General features: G+C 60.7%; 18 protein-coding genes. 13 read left to right on the top strand and 5 right to left on the bottom strand.

Going from position 1 to position 17771, the window contains the following annotated elements; all coding sequences use genetic code 11:
* Window positions 1-424: 424 nt before the first annotated feature.
* The 6 genes from HY028_03915 (at window position 425) to HY028_03890 (ending at window position 3727) form a co-directional block, all read left to right on the top strand.
* On the top strand, window positions 425-679 hold the full coding sequence (locus HY028_03915; protein ID MBI3344001.1) for a hypothetical protein: 255 nt from the start codon (window positions 425-427) through the stop codon (window positions 677-679).
* Window positions 676-1086: a type II toxin-antitoxin system VapC family toxin gene (locus HY028_03910; GenBank protein ID MBI3344000.1), complete on the top strand. Its 411-nt coding sequence runs from the start codon at window positions 676-678 to the stop codon at window positions 1084-1086. The genes HY028_03915 and HY028_03910 overlap by 4 nt, the downstream gene beginning before the upstream one ends.
* A gap of 43 nt (window positions 1087-1129) precedes the next feature.
* A complete protein-coding gene (locus tag HY028_03905) occupies window positions 1130-1594 on the top strand; it encodes a hypothetical protein (GenBank protein ID MBI3343999.1) in 465 nt (154 codons plus the stop codon).
* Window positions 1595-1815: 221 nt separating this feature from the next.
* The gene (locus HY028_03900; GenBank protein ID MBI3343998.1) at window positions 1816-2970 is read left to right on the top strand and encodes a glycosyl hydrolase; all 1155 of its coding nucleotides are present in this window, start codon (window positions 1816-1818) and stop codon (window positions 2968-2970) included.
* Window positions 2971-3021: 51 nt separating this feature from the next.
* Complete coding sequence (locus HY028_03895) at window positions 3022-3279, top strand: MoaD/ThiS family protein (protein ID MBI3343997.1); 258 nt, start codon at window positions 3022-3024, stop codon at window positions 3277-3279.
* Between the two features lie 10 nt (window positions 3280-3289).
* Window positions 3290-3727 carry a DUF4124 domain-containing protein gene (locus HY028_03890; protein ID MBI3343996.1) on the top strand — a complete coding sequence of 146 codons (438 nt, stop codon included), beginning with the start codon at window positions 3290-3292 and terminating at the stop codon, window positions 3725-3727.
* A gap of 110 nt (window positions 3728-3837) precedes the next feature.
* On the opposite strand, the gene HY028_03885 is transcribed toward HY028_03890, so the two are convergent.
* A complete protein-coding gene (locus HY028_03885; protein MBI3343995.1) occupies window positions 3838-3993 on the bottom strand; it encodes a hypothetical protein in 156 nt (51 codons plus the stop codon).
* 464 nt (window positions 3994-4457) lie between these two features.
* Here HY028_03885 and otsB point away from each other — a divergent pair, with 464 nt between their 5' ends.
* The 4 genes from otsB (at window position 4458) to HY028_03865 (ending at window position 10053) form a co-directional block, all read left to right on the top strand.
* Window positions 4458-5237 (top strand): trehalose-phosphatase, encoded by a 780-nt coding sequence (gene otsB / locus HY028_03880; GenBank protein ID MBI3343994.1) that lies wholly within the window; start codon window positions 4458-4460, stop codon window positions 5235-5237.
* A 3-nt stretch (window positions 5238-5240) separates the two neighbouring features.
* Window positions 5241-7022, top strand: coding sequence for a glycoside hydrolase family 15 protein (locus tag HY028_03875; GenBank protein MBI3343993.1), 1782 nt, complete (start codon window positions 5241-5243; stop codon window positions 7020-7022).
* An 898-nt stretch (window positions 7023-7920) separates the two neighbouring features.
* Window positions 7921-9348, top strand: a complete 1428-nt coding sequence (locus HY028_03870) for a trehalose-6-phosphate synthase (protein ID MBI3343992.1) — start codon at window positions 7921-7923, stop codon at window positions 9346-9348.
* Window positions 9349-9555: 207 nt separating this feature from the next.
* Window positions 9556-10053, top strand: coding sequence for a hypothetical protein (locus HY028_03865; protein MBI3343991.1), 498 nt, complete (start codon window positions 9556-9558; stop codon window positions 10051-10053).
* 114 nt (window positions 10054-10167) lie between these two features.
* Here the strand turns inward: HY028_03865 and pmbA are convergent, their stop codons facing one another.
* A complete protein-coding gene (gene pmbA / locus HY028_03860; GenBank protein MBI3343990.1) occupies window positions 10168-11532 on the bottom strand; it encodes a metalloprotease PmbA in 1365 nt (454 codons plus the stop codon).
* Between the two features lie 68 nt (window positions 11533-11600).
* Here pmbA and HY028_03855 point away from each other — a divergent pair, with 68 nt between their 5' ends.
* Entirely contained in the window at window positions 11601-12101 is a 501-nt protein-coding gene (locus HY028_03855; protein MBI3343989.1) for a DUF615 domain-containing protein, read from the top strand.
* A 144-nt stretch (window positions 12102-12245) separates the two neighbouring features.
* Here the strand turns inward: HY028_03855 and ampE are convergent, their stop codons facing one another.
* Both ampE and ampD read right to left on the bottom strand, forming a co-directional pair.
* Window positions 12246-13169: a regulatory signaling modulator protein AmpE gene (ampE, locus tag HY028_03850; protein ID MBI3343988.1), complete on the bottom strand. Its 924-nt coding sequence runs from the start codon at window positions 13167-13169 to the stop codon at window positions 12246-12248.
* A gap of 76 nt (window positions 13170-13245) precedes the next feature.
* Entirely contained in the window at window positions 13246-13836 is a 591-nt protein-coding gene (gene ampD, locus HY028_03845) for a 1,6-anhydro-N-acetylmuramyl-L-alanine amidase AmpD (protein MBI3343987.1), read from the bottom strand.
* A gap of 221 nt (window positions 13837-14057) precedes the next feature.
* Between ampD and HY028_03840 the strand changes: the two genes are divergently transcribed.
* Entirely contained in the window at window positions 14058-14801 is a 744-nt protein-coding gene (locus tag HY028_03840) for a class II glutamine amidotransferase (GenBank protein MBI3343986.1), read from the top strand.
* A 31-nt stretch (window positions 14802-14832) separates the two neighbouring features.
* A complete protein-coding gene (locus HY028_03835) occupies window positions 14833-16806 on the top strand; it encodes a cation:proton antiporter (protein ID MBI3343985.1) in 1974 nt (657 codons plus the stop codon).
* Between the two features lie 8 nt (window positions 16807-16814).
* On the opposite strand, the gene HY028_03830 is transcribed toward HY028_03835, so the two are convergent.
* Window positions 16815-17753: a LysR family transcriptional regulator gene (locus tag HY028_03830; GenBank protein ID MBI3343984.1), complete on the bottom strand. Its 939-nt coding sequence runs from the start codon at window positions 17751-17753 to the stop codon at window positions 16815-16817.
* Window positions 17754-17771: the final 18 nt, after the last annotated feature.

Raw genomic sequence — 17771 nt, 5'->3', positions numbered from 1 at the left:
GGCGCTGAGCGGGCTGTCCACCGTACAGGAGGCGGACGATAAACTTCCCGCTGGCTACGACGCTGGCGTTCTGATGGCTTGGCGCGATGCAGGAATACTCTTCGGTAAGGGAATCACCAAGATCGATTTCACCCTAAATCATGGGGAAACGCCGCTGACAACGACCTTCACGCCGGAGGGCTTCACGCGAATACAGGAACGCATCAAGGGTCCGCAGGCAAATATCCGCACCATCGAAGGCCGTTTGTTAATGGCGGATTTCAAGGAACATGGAACGCGCTGCCGTGTGCATCCATCCGTTGGCGAACCGGTGCTTTGCCTCTTCGACGAAGCCCAGAAGGACGAAGTCCTTGAAGACATCCTGCGCTACGTTCGTATCGTGGGCGAGGCGAAAGAGGACCCCCTGACCGGCAGAATCGCCAGTATTAAGATTCACGACATTGAGCGGTTGGAGGATCGCGAGGGCGAGGCCGCCGATTTGCTCCCGCAGGGCACTCCGATCTCCCGCGGTTTCTGGGAATCACCAACGTTGGACGAATTGGCGCAGGCCCAGAACGTGAGACCGATGACGGACGTGAGGACGCTCTTCGGCACATGGCCGGGTGAGATGAACGACGGCTTCGAGGAGACCATTGACGAATTGCGGCATTCGCATATGGGAAAAGGCGGATTGCGATGAGCGACGCCAAGATCATCCTCGACACGAACATCGTCTCTTACCTGATGAAGGGCGGCCCGCTGGCCGAAGCCTATGAGCCGCATGTCCAGGGAAAGTTGCTCGCCATTGCCTTTATCACAGTAGGCGAGATGTACTTCGGCGCGGAGAACAAGAACTGGGGCGAGAAGAAGCGGAAGGATCTCGAAACGAGACTCCGCAATTTTGTCGTGATTCCTTACGATCATGAAATCGCCCGTTGCTACGGGCGTCTGACGGCGGAGCGAAAGCGCAACGGGCAGCCTATCGCTCCCAATGACGCCTGGATTGCCGCTTGTGCCGCACGCCATGCTGTTCCACTTGTTACGCATAACGCAAAGGACTTCGAGGGTATCACGTCGCTAGAGGTCATCACGGCAGGAGGAACGTGACCGATCGTAGCTACAGAGGACTTTCCGTCCCTATACGTCCCTGATGGGCGAAGCGCTCGAACTCGCCAACTACTTGCCACTCTCCTTCAAGACCCGCAGCGAGCAGGACTACATCGCCTTCCTGTGGGATGCGTTCGAGACCAACTACACCCACGGCAAGCGCCAGTTCGCCTTCCTCGCCTGCCACATGCTTACCATGAGCTGCGTCTACTTCAACATCTGGCGGATTCGGCAGGCCCGGCCGGAGGATTTCGAGAAGGGCCTCATCGGTTTCGGCAAGGACATCGAAAAGAGCCTGCTGGGCGCGACCTCGCCCTTGGTCTTCAGCGCCGTGAACGAACGCAGCATCCTGCGCCTGCTCAAGCTCATCGCCTGCGACAACGGCAAGATCGGCGCCTACGCCAAGCTGGTGGATGACCGCAACGAGACCGCCCACCCCAACGGCAACGTCTTCTTCAGCACCCAGGCCGCGGACGGCGTACCGCCGCCGCTGCAACCGGAGCGTTGAACGTCCACTTCGCGCAAACTATAGTGCCAGGTCTGTTTTCTTGTCGCAAACAGAGGTGGATTCGCTTACAAGCGCACCCCGGGTAGCTTGATGTCTCACTACTTTTGATTTGAGGGTATCGTTCAGATATTCTTATGGCGTATGGCGAAACATGTTGTAGAGGGAGGGTGATCATGCCGCGCACGACCAAGAAGTCGGCAACTCGAAAGCAGGGGTCAGCCGTGCGTGCAACACCTGTCCCACGCCGACGTCCGGCGCGCGGGGTGCGGGTGCTCGTCGCCACGCGCAAGGGTGCGTGGCTGTATCACGGCGATGCGACGCGAAAGACGTGGCGGGCCGATGGACCGCACTTTCTCGGCCACATCGTCAATCACCTCGTGCTCGACCCGCGCGACGGGCGAACGCTCCTGGCGGCGGCAAAAACCGGTCACCTCGGTCCGACCATCTTTCGCTCTACGGATTTTGGCCGTAGCTGGAAGGAAGCCGCAAAGCCGCCCGCTTTCGCCAAGACGCCGGATGGGAAGGGCCGCGCTGTGGATCACACGTTTTGGCTCACGCCGTGTCACGCGAACCAGCCGGACGTGTGGTACGCGGGAACGTCGCCGCAGGGACTCTTCCGCTCCGACGACGGAGGCGTCACGTGGGAACCGTTCTCCGTCATCAACGACGATCCGCGGTACCGGACGTGGATGGGCAGCGTGCAGGACGGCACGCCGGATGGCCCGAAGCTACACTCCATCATCGTTGATCCGCGCGACCCCAAGCACCTTTACTTCGCCATGTCGGGCGGCGGCGTGCACGAATCGGTGGACGGCGGCCGAACCTTTGCGCCGATCGTGAACGGGATGGAAGTGGTCGAGGGTTTCGACGCGGGTAATATCGCCTTCCACGACCCGCATTGCGTCCGGCTCTGTCCCAGCAATCCGGACCGCTTGTATCAACAGAACCACTGCGGCATTTACCGGCTGGACCGGCCGTCCAAACAGTGGGTGCGCATCGGCAAGAACATGCCAAGGCGGGTCGGCGACATCGGTTTTCCGATGGTGGTGCACCCGCGTGATGCGGACACCGCGTGGGTGTTCCCGATGGATGGTACGACCGTGTGGCCGCGTACGAGCCCCGACGGGAAGCCCTCGGTCTATGCCACGCGTAATGGCGGCAAGCGCTGGCAGCGTCTCGATTCCGGCCTGCCCGCGAGTCAGGCATGGTGGACGGTGAAGCGCCAGGCCATGACAGCGGACGCGCAGGATCCCGTGGGGCTGTACTTCGGGACGACGAGCGGAGAGCTGTGGATGAGCCGCGACGAAGGCAAGCGATGGTCCTGCATCGCTCGGCATCTTCCCGAAATTTACGCCGTAGAGACCGCCGAGGTATGATTACTCTGCCGTCTCTGTAATGGCGAATGCCATCGAGTTGAGGTTAGGTTCATGAAGGTGTTGATTCCCACTCCGCTACTCTCCTACACCAACGAGCGGGAGGTTGAAGCCACCGGCGCGACCATCACTGAACTGCTTGCCGGCCTCGACCGTCAATATCCCGGCCTGCGTTTCCGCGTGATTGATGAGCAGGGCCGGATGCGGCCGCACATGCGATTCTTCGTCAACGGCGAACAGGTGTTCGGTATGACGCATTCGCTATCGCCGCATGATGAGGTGCTGATCGTGCAAGCATTGAGCGGCGGGTGAGGTTCGAGCTATGATAAAAAAACTGGTTGTAATAGCGCTGTGTTGGATTGCGGGGCCGGCGTCGGGCGAGGTGTATGAGGTGTATAAATGCCAGGACGGCAAGGGCAACGTCGTGTACAGCGACAGTCATTGCGGGCAGGTGGGGCCGCTGGTGAAGCCGTCCGCTACGGATGCGTCGGCCGGCGGATTGCGGCCGGGGGAGGAGCAATGGTTGCGCGATATCAAGGACAGGGAGGCCGCTGAGCGGAAGGAGAACCAGCGGCGTGAGGCGGAACAGAAGGCCGCGCTGCGCAGTGCAAAGCAGGATGCGAAATTATGCCGCAGTGCAAAGCGGCATATCGCGGAGGTCGAGGAGGAGTTGTGGCAGGGCTACAAGGCGAAGCGCGCGGAAAAGCTCAGGCGCAAGCTCGCGGAGTACAAGGAAGATGCGGGGATATACTGCAAGTAGTCTAAAAGAACCTCTGATATATCAGAGGTTCCGTGCGGTACAGGGGGTGCACCGCCCTATCTCAAATATGTAAGTGTTTGAGATAGGGCGAAAAACAAAAATCATATTTTTTATTTTTTGCCGGGCAGGAAGCCCCAATGCCGCGGGCGCAGGGGTGAGGCGGCAAAGCTGCCGAACGGGTGTACAGGACGTACACCCAGATCTTTCGAGCGCAGCAGGATGCGAAGCGAAGAAAGCGCAGGAGCGGCCGTCTCTGAAAAATCCATGGATGGTTTTTTCAGAGTTTCTAAGGAACCTCTGATTAAGTCAAAGGTTCCTGCGATACATGGATGTATCGCCATTTTTCAATTACGCAAGTAATCGAAAAATGAAGAAAAGCAAAAACCGCGTTTTTGCTTTTCTTGTTCTGATAAGTCCTGGACGGACTTATTCAGAGCTTCCCTAAAGTCAAATAGGGTGTATTTGAGTCTACAAGGATTGCAGATAACAACCACGGAATTTTCATCATTCGCCGTTCCCTGTAGCCGCTGCGTGCCGCGAAGAGCGAAACCCGCTGATCAATATTTCTCGGCGATGGTTTCGATCAGATTCAAACCGGTGCGGATGCTCTGTCCCGCCCCCTACATAGGGGGCGGGGACGTAGCGGGAAGTGTAGTCTTGCTTACTGACTTATGAGTAACTTCCGGCGCCAACGCCGGCAGGTGGTTTCGTTCCAACGAAAGAGTTGACGATGCTTGAGCAAAATCCAGCCTCGGTCGAGGCGTCGCCACTGCCGTCCTTCGACACTGCTTGGGCGGTATTTCTCGACGTGGACGGCACACTGCTCGATCTGGCAGAGCGGCCGGAAAAGGTCGAGTTGCGGCCGGGTTTGATCCGGACGCTCAAGGCGCTGCGTCGCGTGGCGCCTGTGGCGCTCATCAGCGGGCGGCGTATCGCCGACCTCGACCGGCTGTTCGCGCCGCTGAGGTTGCCGGCGGCAGGTCAGCATGGCGCCGAGCGCTGTGGCGCGGACGGGCAGGCGCACCGCACCGTGGTCGCCGAAGCAGCGCTCGGGGGGGCGCGCGCGCATCTTCTGGCGTGGGCGCACGATCACCCCGGGATATTGCTTGAGGACAAGGGCCTGACCCTGGCGCTGCACTATCGCGGCGCGCCGCACCTGGAAGCCGAGGCCGCGCGGGTAACGCGCGAAACACTCCAGTGGCTCGGTGATGGCTTCATGTTTGGATCGGGCAGCATGGTTTATGAGATCCGCCCGCGCGACTCGGACAAGGGGCGCGCGATTACCGAATTCATGCATGAGCCGCCGTTCGCGGGGCATGTGCCGGTTTTTGTGGGCGACGATATTACCGACGAGGACGGCTTCGCCGTCATCAACCGCTTGGGCGGTCATTCGATCAAGGTCGGCGCAGGACCGACGGCGGCGCGCTGGCGGCTCGCCGATGTCATGCAGGTGCTGGCCTGGCTTGACCGCTACGTACAATGGGTTGCAGCGCAGAGACCCGGGGGTTAGACCATGGACAACCTGGATCTCGGGCTGATCGGCAATTGCAGCATCAGCGCCCTCGTCGACCCGAGGGGACGGATCGTGTGGTCCTGTATGCCGCGCTTCGACGGCGATCCGGTCTTTTGCGCCCTGCTCGGAAATGAGCAGGGTGTTCGCGGCGCGTTCGCGATCGAGCTGCAGAACCTCGCACGTAGCGAGCAGCGCTATCTACGCAATACCGCCATTCTGGTGACGACGCTCTACGACCATACGGACGGGGTGGTGGAGATCACCGACTTCGCGCCGCGCTTCAACCAGTTCGGGCGCACGTTCTGTCCGATGATGATCGTGCGCCGTGTACGCCCCCTCTCCGGTAGCCCGGTGATCCGCATCCGCCTCGGGCCTGCCCACGACTACGGCGCAGGGGTCCCGACGCTGACCTTCGGCAGCAATCACATCCGCTATGTCTCGCCGCAGATGGTGCTGCGCCTCACCACCGACGCCTCGATCACGGCGGTGCTGGAGCAGACACCGTTCGTCCTCGAGCGCGACGTCACCCTGATGATCGGGCCGGACGAGACCGTCCCGGAGGCCCCGGGCGAGATCGGCCAGCGGTTTTTTGGGGAAACGCGCAACTATTGGCAAGACTGGGTGCGTTTCCTCGGCATCCCGTTCGAGTGGCAGGATGCGGTGATACGCGCGGCGATCACGATCAAGCTCGCCGCCTTCGATGACACCGGCGCCATCGTCGCCGCCATGACCACCTCGCTACCCGAAGCGCCGGACAGCGGTCGCAATTGGGATTATCGCTACTGCTGGCTGCGCGACAGTTACTTTGTGGTCGCGGCGCTCAATCGCCTGAGTGTGACGCGCACCATGGAGCGTTACCTGCGCTATATCGTGAACATCGCCGCGAACCTGTCGGGCGGACGTCTGCAACCGGTGTACGGCATCAGCGGTCACGCTGATCTGGAGGAATCCATCGTATCCGGCCTTCCGGGTTATCTGGGCATGGGACCGGTGCGTACCGGCAATGCAGCGTACCAACAGGTGCAGAACGACGTCTATGGCGCGGTTGTGCTTGCCGCAACCCACATGTTCTTCGACGAGCGCCTCGACCGCCCCGGCAACGAAGGCCTGTTTCGACGTCTCGAGGCGCTGGGAGAGATGGCGCGCGCGGTGTATAGCCAACCCGATGCGGGCATTTGGGAACTGCGCAACGCCGCGCGCATTCACACCTTCTCCAGCGTCATGTGCTGGGTCGCCTGCGACCGCCTGACGCGTATCGCCATACGCCTCGGCCTAAACGACCGCGCCCACTACTGGCGCGGGCATGCGGACATCATTCACCGTGCGGTCTGCGAGAACGCCTGGGATGCGAAGCAACAGAGCTTCGTGGAGAGCTTTGGCGGTAAAGAACTCGATGCGAGCCTGCTGCTCTTGCATGAACTCGGATTCCTGGCCGCGGATGATCCGCGCTTCGCCGGTACGGTGGCGGCGGTCGAGCAGCACCTCAAGCGGGGCGATTTCGTCTTTCGCTACACGCAGAAGGACGATTTCGGCGAGCCGCAAACCGCGTTCGTGGTCTGCACGTTCTGGTATATTGACGCCCTCGCGGCCCTCGGTCGCCGCGAGGAGGCGCGCGCGCTATTCGATACGCTGCTCGCCTGCCGCAATTCGCTGGGCTTGCTCTCGGAAGACATAGACCCCGCCAGCCGCAGACTCTGGGGGAATTTTCCGCAGACCTACAGCATGGTGGGGCTCATCAACTCCGCCATGCGTCTGAGTAAGAGCTGGGAAGAAGTTTTCTGACAACACCCGCTCCTGCCCGCACCCAGGCAGGGTAGAAACAACAGGAGGCATCATGACGACCGCATCGCGACCGAAGCTTGCGCGCTCCCTGCGCCTGGGACTTCTGATTGCCGCAACCATAGGGGTTGCCACGGGCCTGTTCGCCTGGCGGCAGGCGAACGATGAGCGCCGGATTGACCTCGAGGATGTGAACCGCCGCGCCCACGTGCTGGCGCAGCAACTTTCCGGAACGGTGGAAAAGGCCCTGACGCTGCCCGACGCGCAGGCGCGCGAAGCCTTGCGGCCGCGGCTCGAGGGCTATAGCCGCCTGATCGGCTACGCCGTCTTCCGGCCGGATGGCCGGCTGGTGGCGGCGGGCAAGGCGGTGGCGGAGTTTTCGGACCGGCTCGAGTCGGCGGCCGATCTGACAGCGCAGACGGGCAAAGACACGATCGAGGTCGTGCGCTTCCAGGGCGTGCCGATCCTTGCCTTCGCAATTCCGCTCAAGGACAAGGACGGTTCCGCGCAAGGCGTACTGGTGGTGGCGCACGATGTTTCATACATAGACGAACGCGCCACCGACCGGCTGGTACGCTACGGATTCTGGATACTGATCGTGACGCTGCTCGCGGTGATGCTCGTGGTCGGCATGACCTGGTTTACCTACGAGCGCCCGCTGCACAAGCTGGCGGACTGGATGCGGCGCCTGCGCACCGAGAACGTTTCCGAGGCGCCGCCGCCCGGCTTGCCGTCGGCGCTGCTGCGCAGCGAGACCGACCGGCTCGCCGCTTCCTTCCGTGCCGCGAGATCAACGGGGCGCAGGCTGTCGCAGGCGGCGATGCACGCCGAGCAGGTCTGGACCCTCGACCGGCTGCGCACCCATGCGATCCACGCGCTGGGCGAAGACCGCCAGCTTATCGTGGTGAGCAACCGCGAGCCCTACATGCATCAGCTGCGCGACGGTAAGCCGTACATGATTATGCCTGCCGGCGGCCTGGTCACTTCGCTTGATCCAGTGCTGCAGGCCTGCGGCGGCGTGTGGATCGCGCACGGCGGAGGCGACGCCGACCGCGAGACCGCGGACGCGTCGGGGCGGCTCACAGTGCCGCCGGATGACGCCCGTTACACGCTCCGGCGCGTGTGGCTCACGCGCGAGGAGGAGCAGGGCTACTACTACGGCTTCTCCAACGAGGGGCTGTGGCCGCTGTGCCACCTGGCGCATGAACGCCCGGTGTTCCGCGCCGCGGACTGGGAATATTACCGCCAGGCGAATCAGCGCTTCGCCGACGCCGTGATCGAGGAGATCGGCGACGGCAAGGCCGTGGTGCTGGTGCAGGACTATCAGCTTGCTCTGGTGCCGCAGATGCTGAAGGCGGTGCGCCCGGACCTGCGCGTGGGGCTGTTCTGGCACATCCCCTGGCCGAACCCGGAGGCGTTTCGCATCTGCCCGTGGGGCGCGGAGCTTCTTACCGGCATGCTCGGCGCCGACCTGGTGGGCTTTCACCTGCAGCAGTACTGCAACAACTTTCTAGACACGGTGGATCGCGTGCTCGAGTCGCGTCTCGACTGGGACCACTTCGCCGTCGAGCTCAAGGGGCGCGTGTCGCGGGTGCGGCCGTTTCCCATCAGCGTGCAGAACTGGGCCGAGCGCAAGGTCCCGGCGGGCGAAGATCTGGCGCAGCAGATCGCCGCGCTCAAGGCGCAGCACAAGATCGAGGGCGCTTACATCGCGGTGGGCGTGGACCGCATTGACTACACCAAGGGTTTGCCGGAGCGCTTCCGCGCCGTGGGCCGGTTCCTGGAAAAATACCCGCAGTATCGCGGGCGCTTCACGTTCGTGGAGCTGGGAGCCCCGAGCCGCACGCACCTCCGCCGTTACCGCGACCACATTGCGCAGCTCGAAGCGCTCGCGGATGAGATCAACTGGAAGTACCAGACAAACGGCTGGAAACCCATTCACTTCCTGGCGGCCCACCATGACGCCAAGACAGTCCATGCGTTCTTGCGCATGGCCTCGATGTGCATCGTCAGCTCTTTGCACGACGGCATGAACCTGGTAGCCAAAGAGTACGTCGCCGCCCAGGAATCGCACGAGGGTGTGTTGATCTTGTCGGAGTTCGCAGGCGCGGCGCGCGAACTCGCCGATGCGCTCATCATCAACCCATACGACACGGAGCAGTTCGCCGATGCCATCCGTTACGGTATGGAAATGGACCCGGCGGAGCGGCGCGCGCGCATGGAACGGATGTACCGTATCGTCGAGGAGCACAACATCTATCGTTGGGCCGCGGGCTTCCTCACCGAGCTCGCCGCCACCCGCGCCGCGGCGTTGGGCGAAGCTACTTGAAAGCCGCATCGCCGCAGTGGGAGAGCGTGCAAGAAAACTCGTTTGATGTGAAGCAGGGCAGATTTGGTGACTCTGTTCCGCTGTAGCCGCTGCCAGGCAACGAAGAATCGAGGCAGCCGATTGGCGTTAGCGCTATTGACGATGCGTTATGCAACTATCACACTAAAGCATTACTGTGAATTCGATTCCAAACATACCAGAGATCTTATGCGACAGATACTTATTAAATTTAGTTTGATCCTTGCTCTGTGGATGGTCAGCTTTGCAGCATCGGCCGAACCTGCCATGTCGGAAGACATGGCCTATCTGTTCGCGGCGGCGCGATATCTGAACGTACAGAAGGAGCAGGGTAATTCTATACTCAGCGCCACCGCGGCCCTCAAGGCGCGCGCGATTAACCGTAAGGATTTTTACAAGGCGCTGGAAGACTCGCGCGCGGGTGCGCTCAAGGAGTGGGATGAAACTTATCTGAAGACGCGCAAACCCCTGGTGCCGGCCGCACGCAAGGATCTCGATGAGCGGATTCAGCGCAGCCGCGATTTGCGCGAGGCGGCTTGCAAGGAGTGGCTCGGTCAGCCCAAAAAGAATCCTTTGGTATTAAAAAGCGCCAACAAGTTGTTCTATGATTCGATGGAACTGGAGCAGCGGCTTTTGGGCGAGGTGGCGGAAGCCCTGGTGGTGGCCACCCGGAACAAGGCTAAATAAGTTAACTACTCATCGCAAAGGCGCAAAGACGCAGAGAACGCAAAGTGATTTATTATAAAAACACATAAAACCTTGGCGTCTTCGCGTCTTGGCGTTGAGTTTTTAGCACGGGGGTTACTCCCCCGCGATAGTCATGTTTTCGATCAGGATGGAGCCGGTGCGGATGTTGCCGCGCACGTCTACGTCATTGCCGACTTCCGCGAGCTGCAAAAAAATATCGAGTAGATTGCCGGCGATGGTGATCTCCTCCACCGGGTATTGGATCTCGCCGTGTTCCACCCAGAAGCCGGCCGCGCCGCGCGAATAATCGCCGGTGACGGTGTTGACGCCCATACCGATCAGTTCGGTGACCAGCAAGCCCTTTCCCATCAGCCGCAACAGCCCGTCTAAATCATAGCTGCCCGGGTCAATGAACAGATTGTGCACCCCGCCCGCATTGCCGGTGGTCTGCATGCCGAGCTTGCGCGCCGAGTAACTGTCGAGCACGTAGGACTCCAGCACACCGCCGCGCACGAAGTCGTGCGCGGCGGTGGCTACGCCTTCGTTATCGAATGGCGCACTGCCCAGGGCCTTTTTGAGGTGCGGTTTTTCGTGTATGTGCACGTGGGCCGGGAAGATCCGTTTGCCCAGGTGATCGAGCAAGAAGGAAGCCTTGCGGTAGAGGCTGCCGCCGCGGATGGCGCTCATGAGGTGCGACAACAGACTGGTGGCCGCCGGGGCTTCGAACACCACAGGCGCCTGGCGGGTGCTGAGTCTTCTGCCGTTCAGACGGCGCAAGGTGCGTTGCGCGGCGTGCTCCCCGATTCGTCCGGGAGTTTCCAATTCGCTGTGATCGCGGGCCACGCTGAACCAGTAGTCACGTTGCATGCCGCTCTCGCTTTGGCCGATGACGGCGCAGCTCAAGCTGTGGCGGCTGGTAGGGTAGCCGCCGATAAAGCCGTGGCTGTTGCCGTAGATGTTCAGTCCCTGATGACTGGAGAGACTCGCCCCTTCGGAGTTGGTGATGCGTTTATCCAGCGCACGCGCGGAATCTTCGCATTCGGTGGCAAGCGCAATCGCGTGTTCGGCGCTGACCTGCCAGGGATAATAGAGATCGAGATCGGGGGTCTCGCGCGCCATGAGTGCGGCGTCGGCGAGGCCCGCGCAATCGTCCTCGGCGGTGTAGCGGGCGATGTTGCAGGCGGCGCGCACCGTTTCCTTAATAGCCTGGGCGCTGAAGTCGGAGGTGCTGGCCGATCCCTTACGATGACCGAAGTAAACGGTCACACCCAGGGCCTTGTCACGATTATGTTCGATGGTCTCCACCTCGCCCAGGCGCACCGTGACCGACAGGCCCGACTCGATGTTGAGTCCCGCCTCCGCGCTGCTTGCGCCTTGTGAGGCGGCCTCCAGCAGGAGATCGTGAACCAAAGCCTGAAGCTGGGCGGCATCCCAGAGGGTCTCAGAGGGCGTATTAGCAGGATTTAAGATAAGTGACATAACTTGCGAATTTTAGCATGCCGTGGCCGGGCGTGTGGTTAAATATAAGGTTGGAGCGGGGCTGGCGCATGGCTGAAGACGAAGGTTTTGATGTTGAACAAAAGAGCAAATCCCAACTCAAGCGGGAGATGACCTCTTTGCAAGACTTGGGTGAGGAGCTGGTGGAATTACCTGTCCGGCTCTTGCAGAGATTTGATCTGCCGGAGAACCTGCTCGATGCCATCGGGGCGGCGCGCGGCATGAGCAGCCGCGGGGCGCGCAAACGCCAACTGCAATACATCGGACGTTTGATGCGCGAGGTGGACGCGGAACCGATCCGCAAAACCATGGATGACATCAAGCACCGGCAGGTCCACGCCGCTCAGCAACTTCACCTGATCGAACGCTGGCGTGAGCGCCTGTTGAACGAGGGTGACGGCGCCGTCCAGGCGCTTTGTGAAGAGTATTCCGGGACGGATCGGCAGCGTGTCCGCCAATGGCTGCGCGCCGCGGAGCAGGAGAAGGCGGCGAATAAATCACCCACGGCGGCGCGGGCGTTGTTTCAATATCTGCGGGAGTTGATAGCGTAGCACGCTCTAACCGATAAAACTTTTACCGCAGAGGACGCGGAGGAATACGATCAAATCTGTTTCTCCTCCGCGTCCTCTGCGGTGTGCTTTGTGTTGGAAACTCTTAAAAAATCATTTCACGCTGGCTGTCATCGTATAAGCTTTTCAGCCTACCCGGCCAGCCAAGGTCATGAGGGCGATAATCACTACCCAGGCGACTAAGGTGCGCCACACCAGGGCCTGGGCGGCCTTGATATGCGCGATCTCAGCCTGTACGTCGGCCGCTCCCGGCTGGCTGCCTGCCTGCACGTCGCTGCCCTGAGGGCCTTCGCGCAGGCTTTCGGCGTCGAGATGCAGGGCGCCCATGCCGCTCGCCAGCAGTACCTGCACGCTTGATTCTTCCCATTTCTCCGCCTTTCCGGCGGAGCCGCGCCAATTGCCTATGGCGTCCACAAAGCTGCCGCTGACCGCATAACCCACGGCCACCAGACGCGCCGGTATCCAATCCAGAATGGCGTGCAGGCGCTGGGCGGCCTGGGCGAACTCAGAGGCCGGGTGTTCCTTGCCGGTGAAGTTTTTGAGTGTTGCGGAGAGCCGGTAGAGCGCCGCACCGAGCGGCCCGAGCACGCCGAACCAGAACAGCACGGCCATGATGCGCTCGTTTCCCTCTATCAGGATGGACTCGGTGACCGCCTGACTCAACTGAAAATTCTGACTCGGGATTTGCTGATGCAGGATGTCGGCGGCGCTGTGCTGTGCTGCTTCGATATCGCCAGACTCGCGGGCGTCAATATAGGCCTGTACCTGATCGTCCAGATTTTTGGGGCCGAGACAGTACCACAGCACGGCCACGCCGAACGGGAAGGCCAGGAGGGGATGCGCCCTGCCCAGCAGATAGTCCACCAGCGCAATAAGAAATACGGGAAGCGCGACGGTCAACAGCACGCCCAGCGAACCGTTGGCGATCGCCTTCAACTGGAAGCGTATCGAGTTGGCGAACTCCAGGAACCACTCAAAGCGGCGCACGCCCTGCCAGGTGGCGAAGGCCTTGTCTATTCCCAGGCTGATCAGAATGGCAATCAATATCATGACGCGCGCACCCTTATTCGAAGTGATGTAATGATAGCGGGAATGGGGCTATGTTGCACGGAGATGATTGTAAACCTCAGACGGCTGGGGGGGAACTATTTATTAGCAAGCTGCGCAAGCGCTCCCAATCAAAACTCGGTCCCGGGTCGGTCTTGCGTCCGGGCGCGATGTCGCTATGCCCCACGATCCGCTGCGGCGTGATCCCGGGGTAGGCGGCCATTAGCGTGCGTGCTACTTCGGCCAGCGCCGTGTACTGCGCGGGTTCATACGGGTGATCGTCGGTTCCCTCCAGTTCGATGCCGATGGAAAAATCATTACAGGCCGTGCGCCCCTCAAAGCGGGATTCCCCCGCGTGCCAGGCGCGCAGGTGCAGCGGCACGAACTGGACGATCTCGCCGCTGCGGCGGATGAGCAGGTGGGTGGAGACTTTCATCCCGCAGATATCCGCGAAATACGGGTGGGCCTTCGGATCGAGGGTGTTCAGGAACAATGACTCGATGTGCGGCCCGCCGAACTCACCGGGCGGCAGGCTGATGTTATGAATGACCAGCAGGTCTATGCCGCAGTCCGCGGGCCGCGCATCGCAATTCGGCGAGGGGACTTGTTGTGCTCCGTCCAGCAGCCCGTTCGAGCAATCCAGTTGTATAAGGGTAGGACTTTTTTGCATCGGCATATTTCTGTATTCGAATCGTGTTGCATGTTACCTTGGGAACGCCTGATTTATTCCTGTTGAACCGCCAAGAACGCCAAGATTTTTCATTACAATCCAATCTTTTTTCTTGGCGATCGTGGCGTCTTGGCGGTTGGCGGTATATTTTTCAGAGTTCCCCTTGTACAGTACGCTAACAGCTTATTTGGAAAGCGCAAGGGCAATGTGAGGGAATAACTATGTGCGAACTCGCTGCTTATCTTGGTCCGAGACTGATACTTGGAGAAGTCACGGGGCTTATGGAGTCCGGATTGGGGCGCGACGCCTATGGATTCGGGTTGGGCTGGTACGCCCCCGACGGCTCACCTGCGGTCTATACCCGCAGCAAGCCACCCGCATGGGACACCAATCTGCCGCACCTGGAGCGCAGCCTGGAGAGTAACCTGTGGCTGGTGCATCTCCAGCTTGAGGCGGCGCTGGCCGTCTCTCATCAAACGGGTCCGCAGCCTTACTGCGACGACGAGTTTATCTTCGGCCACTGCGGCGTCATTGAGGGCTTCCGGGACCGGCTGAGCCCGTTAATGAGACAGTTCATGGCTCCCGAGGTCGAGGCCGGGATCGGCAGCACAACGGCTTCGGAATATCTATTTGGCCTGCTGCGTCATCTGCTGCAGGACGACGACGAGATCTCCTTGGATCAGGCATTGGGCCAGATGTTTGAACTGCTGGATGACTGGCTGGAGAATGAGGTCGCGCTGCTTAACATTATTTTATCCGACGGCGAGACCTTGTGCGCCGCGCGTCACGCCATCAATGCCGGATGCGCGCCGCTCTATTTCACCACCGACGTGGACGATTATCCCGGCGCGCAGCTTATCGCCTCCTCACCGCTCACCGCCTCCGCATTTTGGCAGCCGATACCCGAGCATCATCTGCTGATACTCGATCCCGCGGCGCCGCCGGAGCTTGCGGCGCTTGGGTAAACAGATCACAGCACCGGCGCCTGCATGATTCATGGGTATCTTTGAACAGTTATTGATGCTGCTCGCCGCCGCCGTGCTGGTGGTGGCGCTGTTCAGGCGTTTTAACCTTCCTCCCATCATGGGCTATCTGTTTGTCGGAGTGCTGGTCGGCTACCCTGGCTTACCCTGGCTTTCTATGTCCGCCGATACCCACTTTCTGGCCGAGTTTGGCGTGGTGTTTCTGATGTTCGCCCTCGGCCTGGAATTTTCGCTGCCCAAGCTGTTAGTGATGAAGGGCACAGTGTTGGGCCTCGGCGGTGCGCAGGTGCTCATCAGCACAGTCCTGGCTGCGGTGGCCGCTTGGCTGCTAGGTATGTCGCCAGCGGGCGCCCTCGTGGTGGGCGGGGTGCTCGCCATGTCATCCACCTCCATAGTGGGCAAACAGCTCGCCGAACAATTGGAACTCAATTCCCGCCACGGCCGGTTCGCCATCGGCATCTTATTGTTCCAGGATCTGGCGGTTATTCCCTTTTTAGTAGTGATTCCCGTCTTGGCAAGCAGCACCGCCGACTCCATTGCATTGACGTTGGCCGAGGGGCTGCTCAAAGGTATAGTGGTGGTTTCGCTACTGCTCGCCGCCGGCCGCTGGATGTTGCGCCCGTTGTTCAGGGTCATCGCCGCCGCCCGTTCTACCGAATTGTTTATGCTCACGGTGCTGCTGGTTACGCTCACCGCCGCCTGGTTTACGCAGCAGATGGGACTCTCCATGGCTCTGGGGGCGTTTCTCGCGGGCATGGTCATCAGTGAAACCGAGTTCCGTCATCAAGTGGAAGCGGATATCCGCCCGTTCCAGGATGTGTTGTTGGGCTTATTCTTCATTACCATCGGGATGCGGCTCGATATCTCGGCATTGCCGCAGATCTGGTATTGGGTGCTGCTGCTGGTGGCCGCCATCGTGGTTTTCAAGATCTTGCTGATTATGGGCCTGGCCTTGTTGGCGAAGATGGAGCGGGGCGTCGGGCTGCGCGCGGGGTTGGCGCTTGCACAGGCCGGTGAGTTCGGTTTTGTGATGTTGTCGTTGGCTACCGATTATAAATTACTGGGTGGCCCGGCCAGCCAGATTATTCTCGCGTCGGCCATTCTGAGCATGACCCTGTCGCCGCTGCTGATACGTTATAACGGCGAGCTGGCGAAAAGATTTCTCGCCTTGAGTTACGGGCAAGGCCGTTTGCAAACGGAGGTGCGGATCAGTGAAGCCACGCAAGGCATGAACCAGCACGTCATTATCTGTGGCTATGGACGGGTGGGTCAAAACATCGCCCGCATTTTAGAACAAGAGGGATTTGAATTCGTGGCGCTGGACCTTGATCCGCTACGGGTGCGAGACGCGCAGGACGCCGGCGATCCGGTTCACTACGGCGATTCGGCGCGCCGGGAAATATTGCAAGGGGCGGGCTTGAGCCGCGCCCGCGCGCTGGTGGTGAGCTTCGGCGACATGCCGGCGACGTTTAAGATACTCGAACACATCCGCCGCCTGCGTCCGGATATGCCCGTGCTGGTGCGCGCCCGCGACGATTCCGAGCTGGAACGGCTGCTGGAGGCCGGCGCCACCGAGGTGGTGCCGGAGACGCTGGAGGCGAGCCTCATGCTTGCATCGCAATTATTGCTATTGCTCGAGGTGCCCGTTTCCAGTGTGGTGCGGCGGGTGGGCGATGTGCGCAGCGACCGTTATCGCTTATTGCGGGGTTTCTTCCCCGGACAAGATCATTACGCGTTGGGTCAGCCCGAAAGTCAAAGCGAACGCCTGCATTCGGTCATGCTGCCGGAAGGCGCGTATGCGGTGGGGCGCACTCTGGAGCAACTGGGCCTGGATAAGCTGGATGTGGTGGTCACGGCGGTGCGTCGCGGCGGGATCCGCGGCCCGCAACCCGAGCCTTACACCCAGTTGCGCGCAGGCGACGTTCTGATACTCTACGGCAGTGCGCATGCGTTGGAGCGCGCCGAAGAGATGTTGTTGAAGGGCTGACGCCAGGTTTAGCTGCCGCGCCGGGTTTTACCGGAGGCAAACGGCGACTCGGCGACGCGCGTGCCCTCGCTGAGCAAATAATCGTAAAACGCACGCGCCACCACCGACAAATGTTTACCGGCCGGGTATACCGCGTACCAGTGGCGCTCTATGGGGAAGCCCTGTACGTCCAACACCGCAAACGGGCCGCTTTCTCCCTCCAGCGCGAGGGTGTGACGCGACAATACCGATATCCCCAACCCCCCCGCGATAGCTTGCTTGATCGCCTCGTTGCTGCCGATCTCCATGCTGATGTTGATTTTGAGACGGTTTTTGTCAAACAGACGCTGTGTGGCCATGCGCGTGCCGGAGCCTGGTTCACGCATCAGAAACGGCTCCTTGGCGATGCGTTCCAGCGCAATGCGGCGTTTACCGGCGAGCGGATGATCGTGACGCGCGATGACCACCAGCGGATTTTCCAGAAATGACTTGTAGACCACATCCAGGTTGTCCGGCGGCTGACCCAGAATGTACAGGTCATCCAGATTATTGGCCAGCCATTCCAGCACGCGCTCACGATTGGTAACCTTGAGCGACACCTCGATCCCCGGGTAACGCTGGCAAAACGGTCCCAGCGCACGCGGCACGAAATATTTCGCGGTAGTGATCGCCGCGAGCTTGAGATGCCCTTTTTTCAAACCTTTACGGTTCGCGACATCCATCTCGAAGCGCTCGATACTGTCGAATATCTCACGGCAGGTGGCATGGAGCGCCTGGCCGGCGCCGGTGAGGTGGATGCGTTTGCCGATTTGCTCGAACAACGGCATGCCCACCGTGCCAGTGAGCTGTTTGATTTGCATGGAAACGGTGGGCTGGGTGAGATGAAGCTCTTCGGCGGCGCGCGTAAAGCTCAAGTGGCGCGCGATGGCTTCAAACACCTTTAGCTGGCGTAAGGTGGCGTGGCGCATGTGTGCTCCTGATGATCC

Source organism: Gammaproteobacteria bacterium, from assembly GCA_016195665.1.
In the GTDB taxonomy this organism is placed as follows: Bacteria; Pseudomonadota; Gammaproteobacteria; order SURF-13; family SURF-13; genus JACPZD01.
This window is presented reverse-complemented; position numbering and strand designations above follow the sequence as displayed.

Coding starts and splice junctions, on each gene's coding strand:
- HY028_03840 (MBI3343986.1), top strand. CDS start 14,058: ATGTGCGAACTCGCTGCTTATCTTGGTCCGAGACTGATACTTGGAGAA.
- HY028_03855 (MBI3343989.1), top strand. CDS start 11,601: ATGGCTGAAGACGAAGGTTTTGATGTTGAACAAAAGAGCAAATCCCAA.
- HY028_03835 (MBI3343985.1), top strand. CDS start 14,833: ATGGGTATCTTTGAACAGTTATTGATGCTGCTCGCCGCCGCCGTGCTG.
- HY028_03910 (MBI3344000.1), top strand. CDS start 676: ATGAGCGACGCCAAGATCATCCTCGACACGAACATCGTCTCTTACCTG.
- ampE (MBI3343988.1), bottom strand. CDS start 13,169: ATGATATTGATTGCCATTCTGATCAGCCTGGGAATAGACAAGGCCTTC.
- HY028_03830 (MBI3343984.1), bottom strand. CDS start 17,753: ATGCGCCACGCCACCTTACGCCAGCTAAAGGTGTTTGAAGCCATCGCG.
- HY028_03885 (MBI3343995.1), bottom strand. CDS start 3,993: ATGGATTTTTCAGAGACGGCCGCTCCTGCGCTTTCTTCGCTTCGCATC.
- ampD (MBI3343987.1), bottom strand. CDS start 13,836: ATGCAAAAAAGTCCTACCCTTATACAACTGGATTGCTCGAACGGGCTG.
- HY028_03875 (MBI3343993.1), top strand. CDS start 5,241: ATGGACAACCTGGATCTCGGGCTGATCGGCAATTGCAGCATCAGCGCC.
- otsB (MBI3343994.1), top strand. CDS start 4,458: ATGCTTGAGCAAAATCCAGCCTCGGTCGAGGCGTCGCCACTGCCGTCC.
- HY028_03890 (MBI3343996.1), top strand. CDS start 3,290: ATGATAAAAAAACTGGTTGTAATAGCGCTGTGTTGGATTGCGGGGCCG.
- HY028_03905 (MBI3343999.1), top strand. CDS start 1,130: ATGGGCGAAGCGCTCGAACTCGCCAACTACTTGCCACTCTCCTTCAAG.
- HY028_03895 (MBI3343997.1), top strand. CDS start 3,022: ATGAAGGTGTTGATTCCCACTCCGCTACTCTCCTACACCAACGAGCGG.
- pmbA (MBI3343990.1), bottom strand. CDS start 11,532: ATGTCACTTATCTTAAATCCTGCTAATACGCCCTCTGAGACCCTCTGG.
- HY028_03865 (MBI3343991.1), top strand. CDS start 9,556: ATGCGACAGATACTTATTAAATTTAGTTTGATCCTTGCTCTGTGGATG.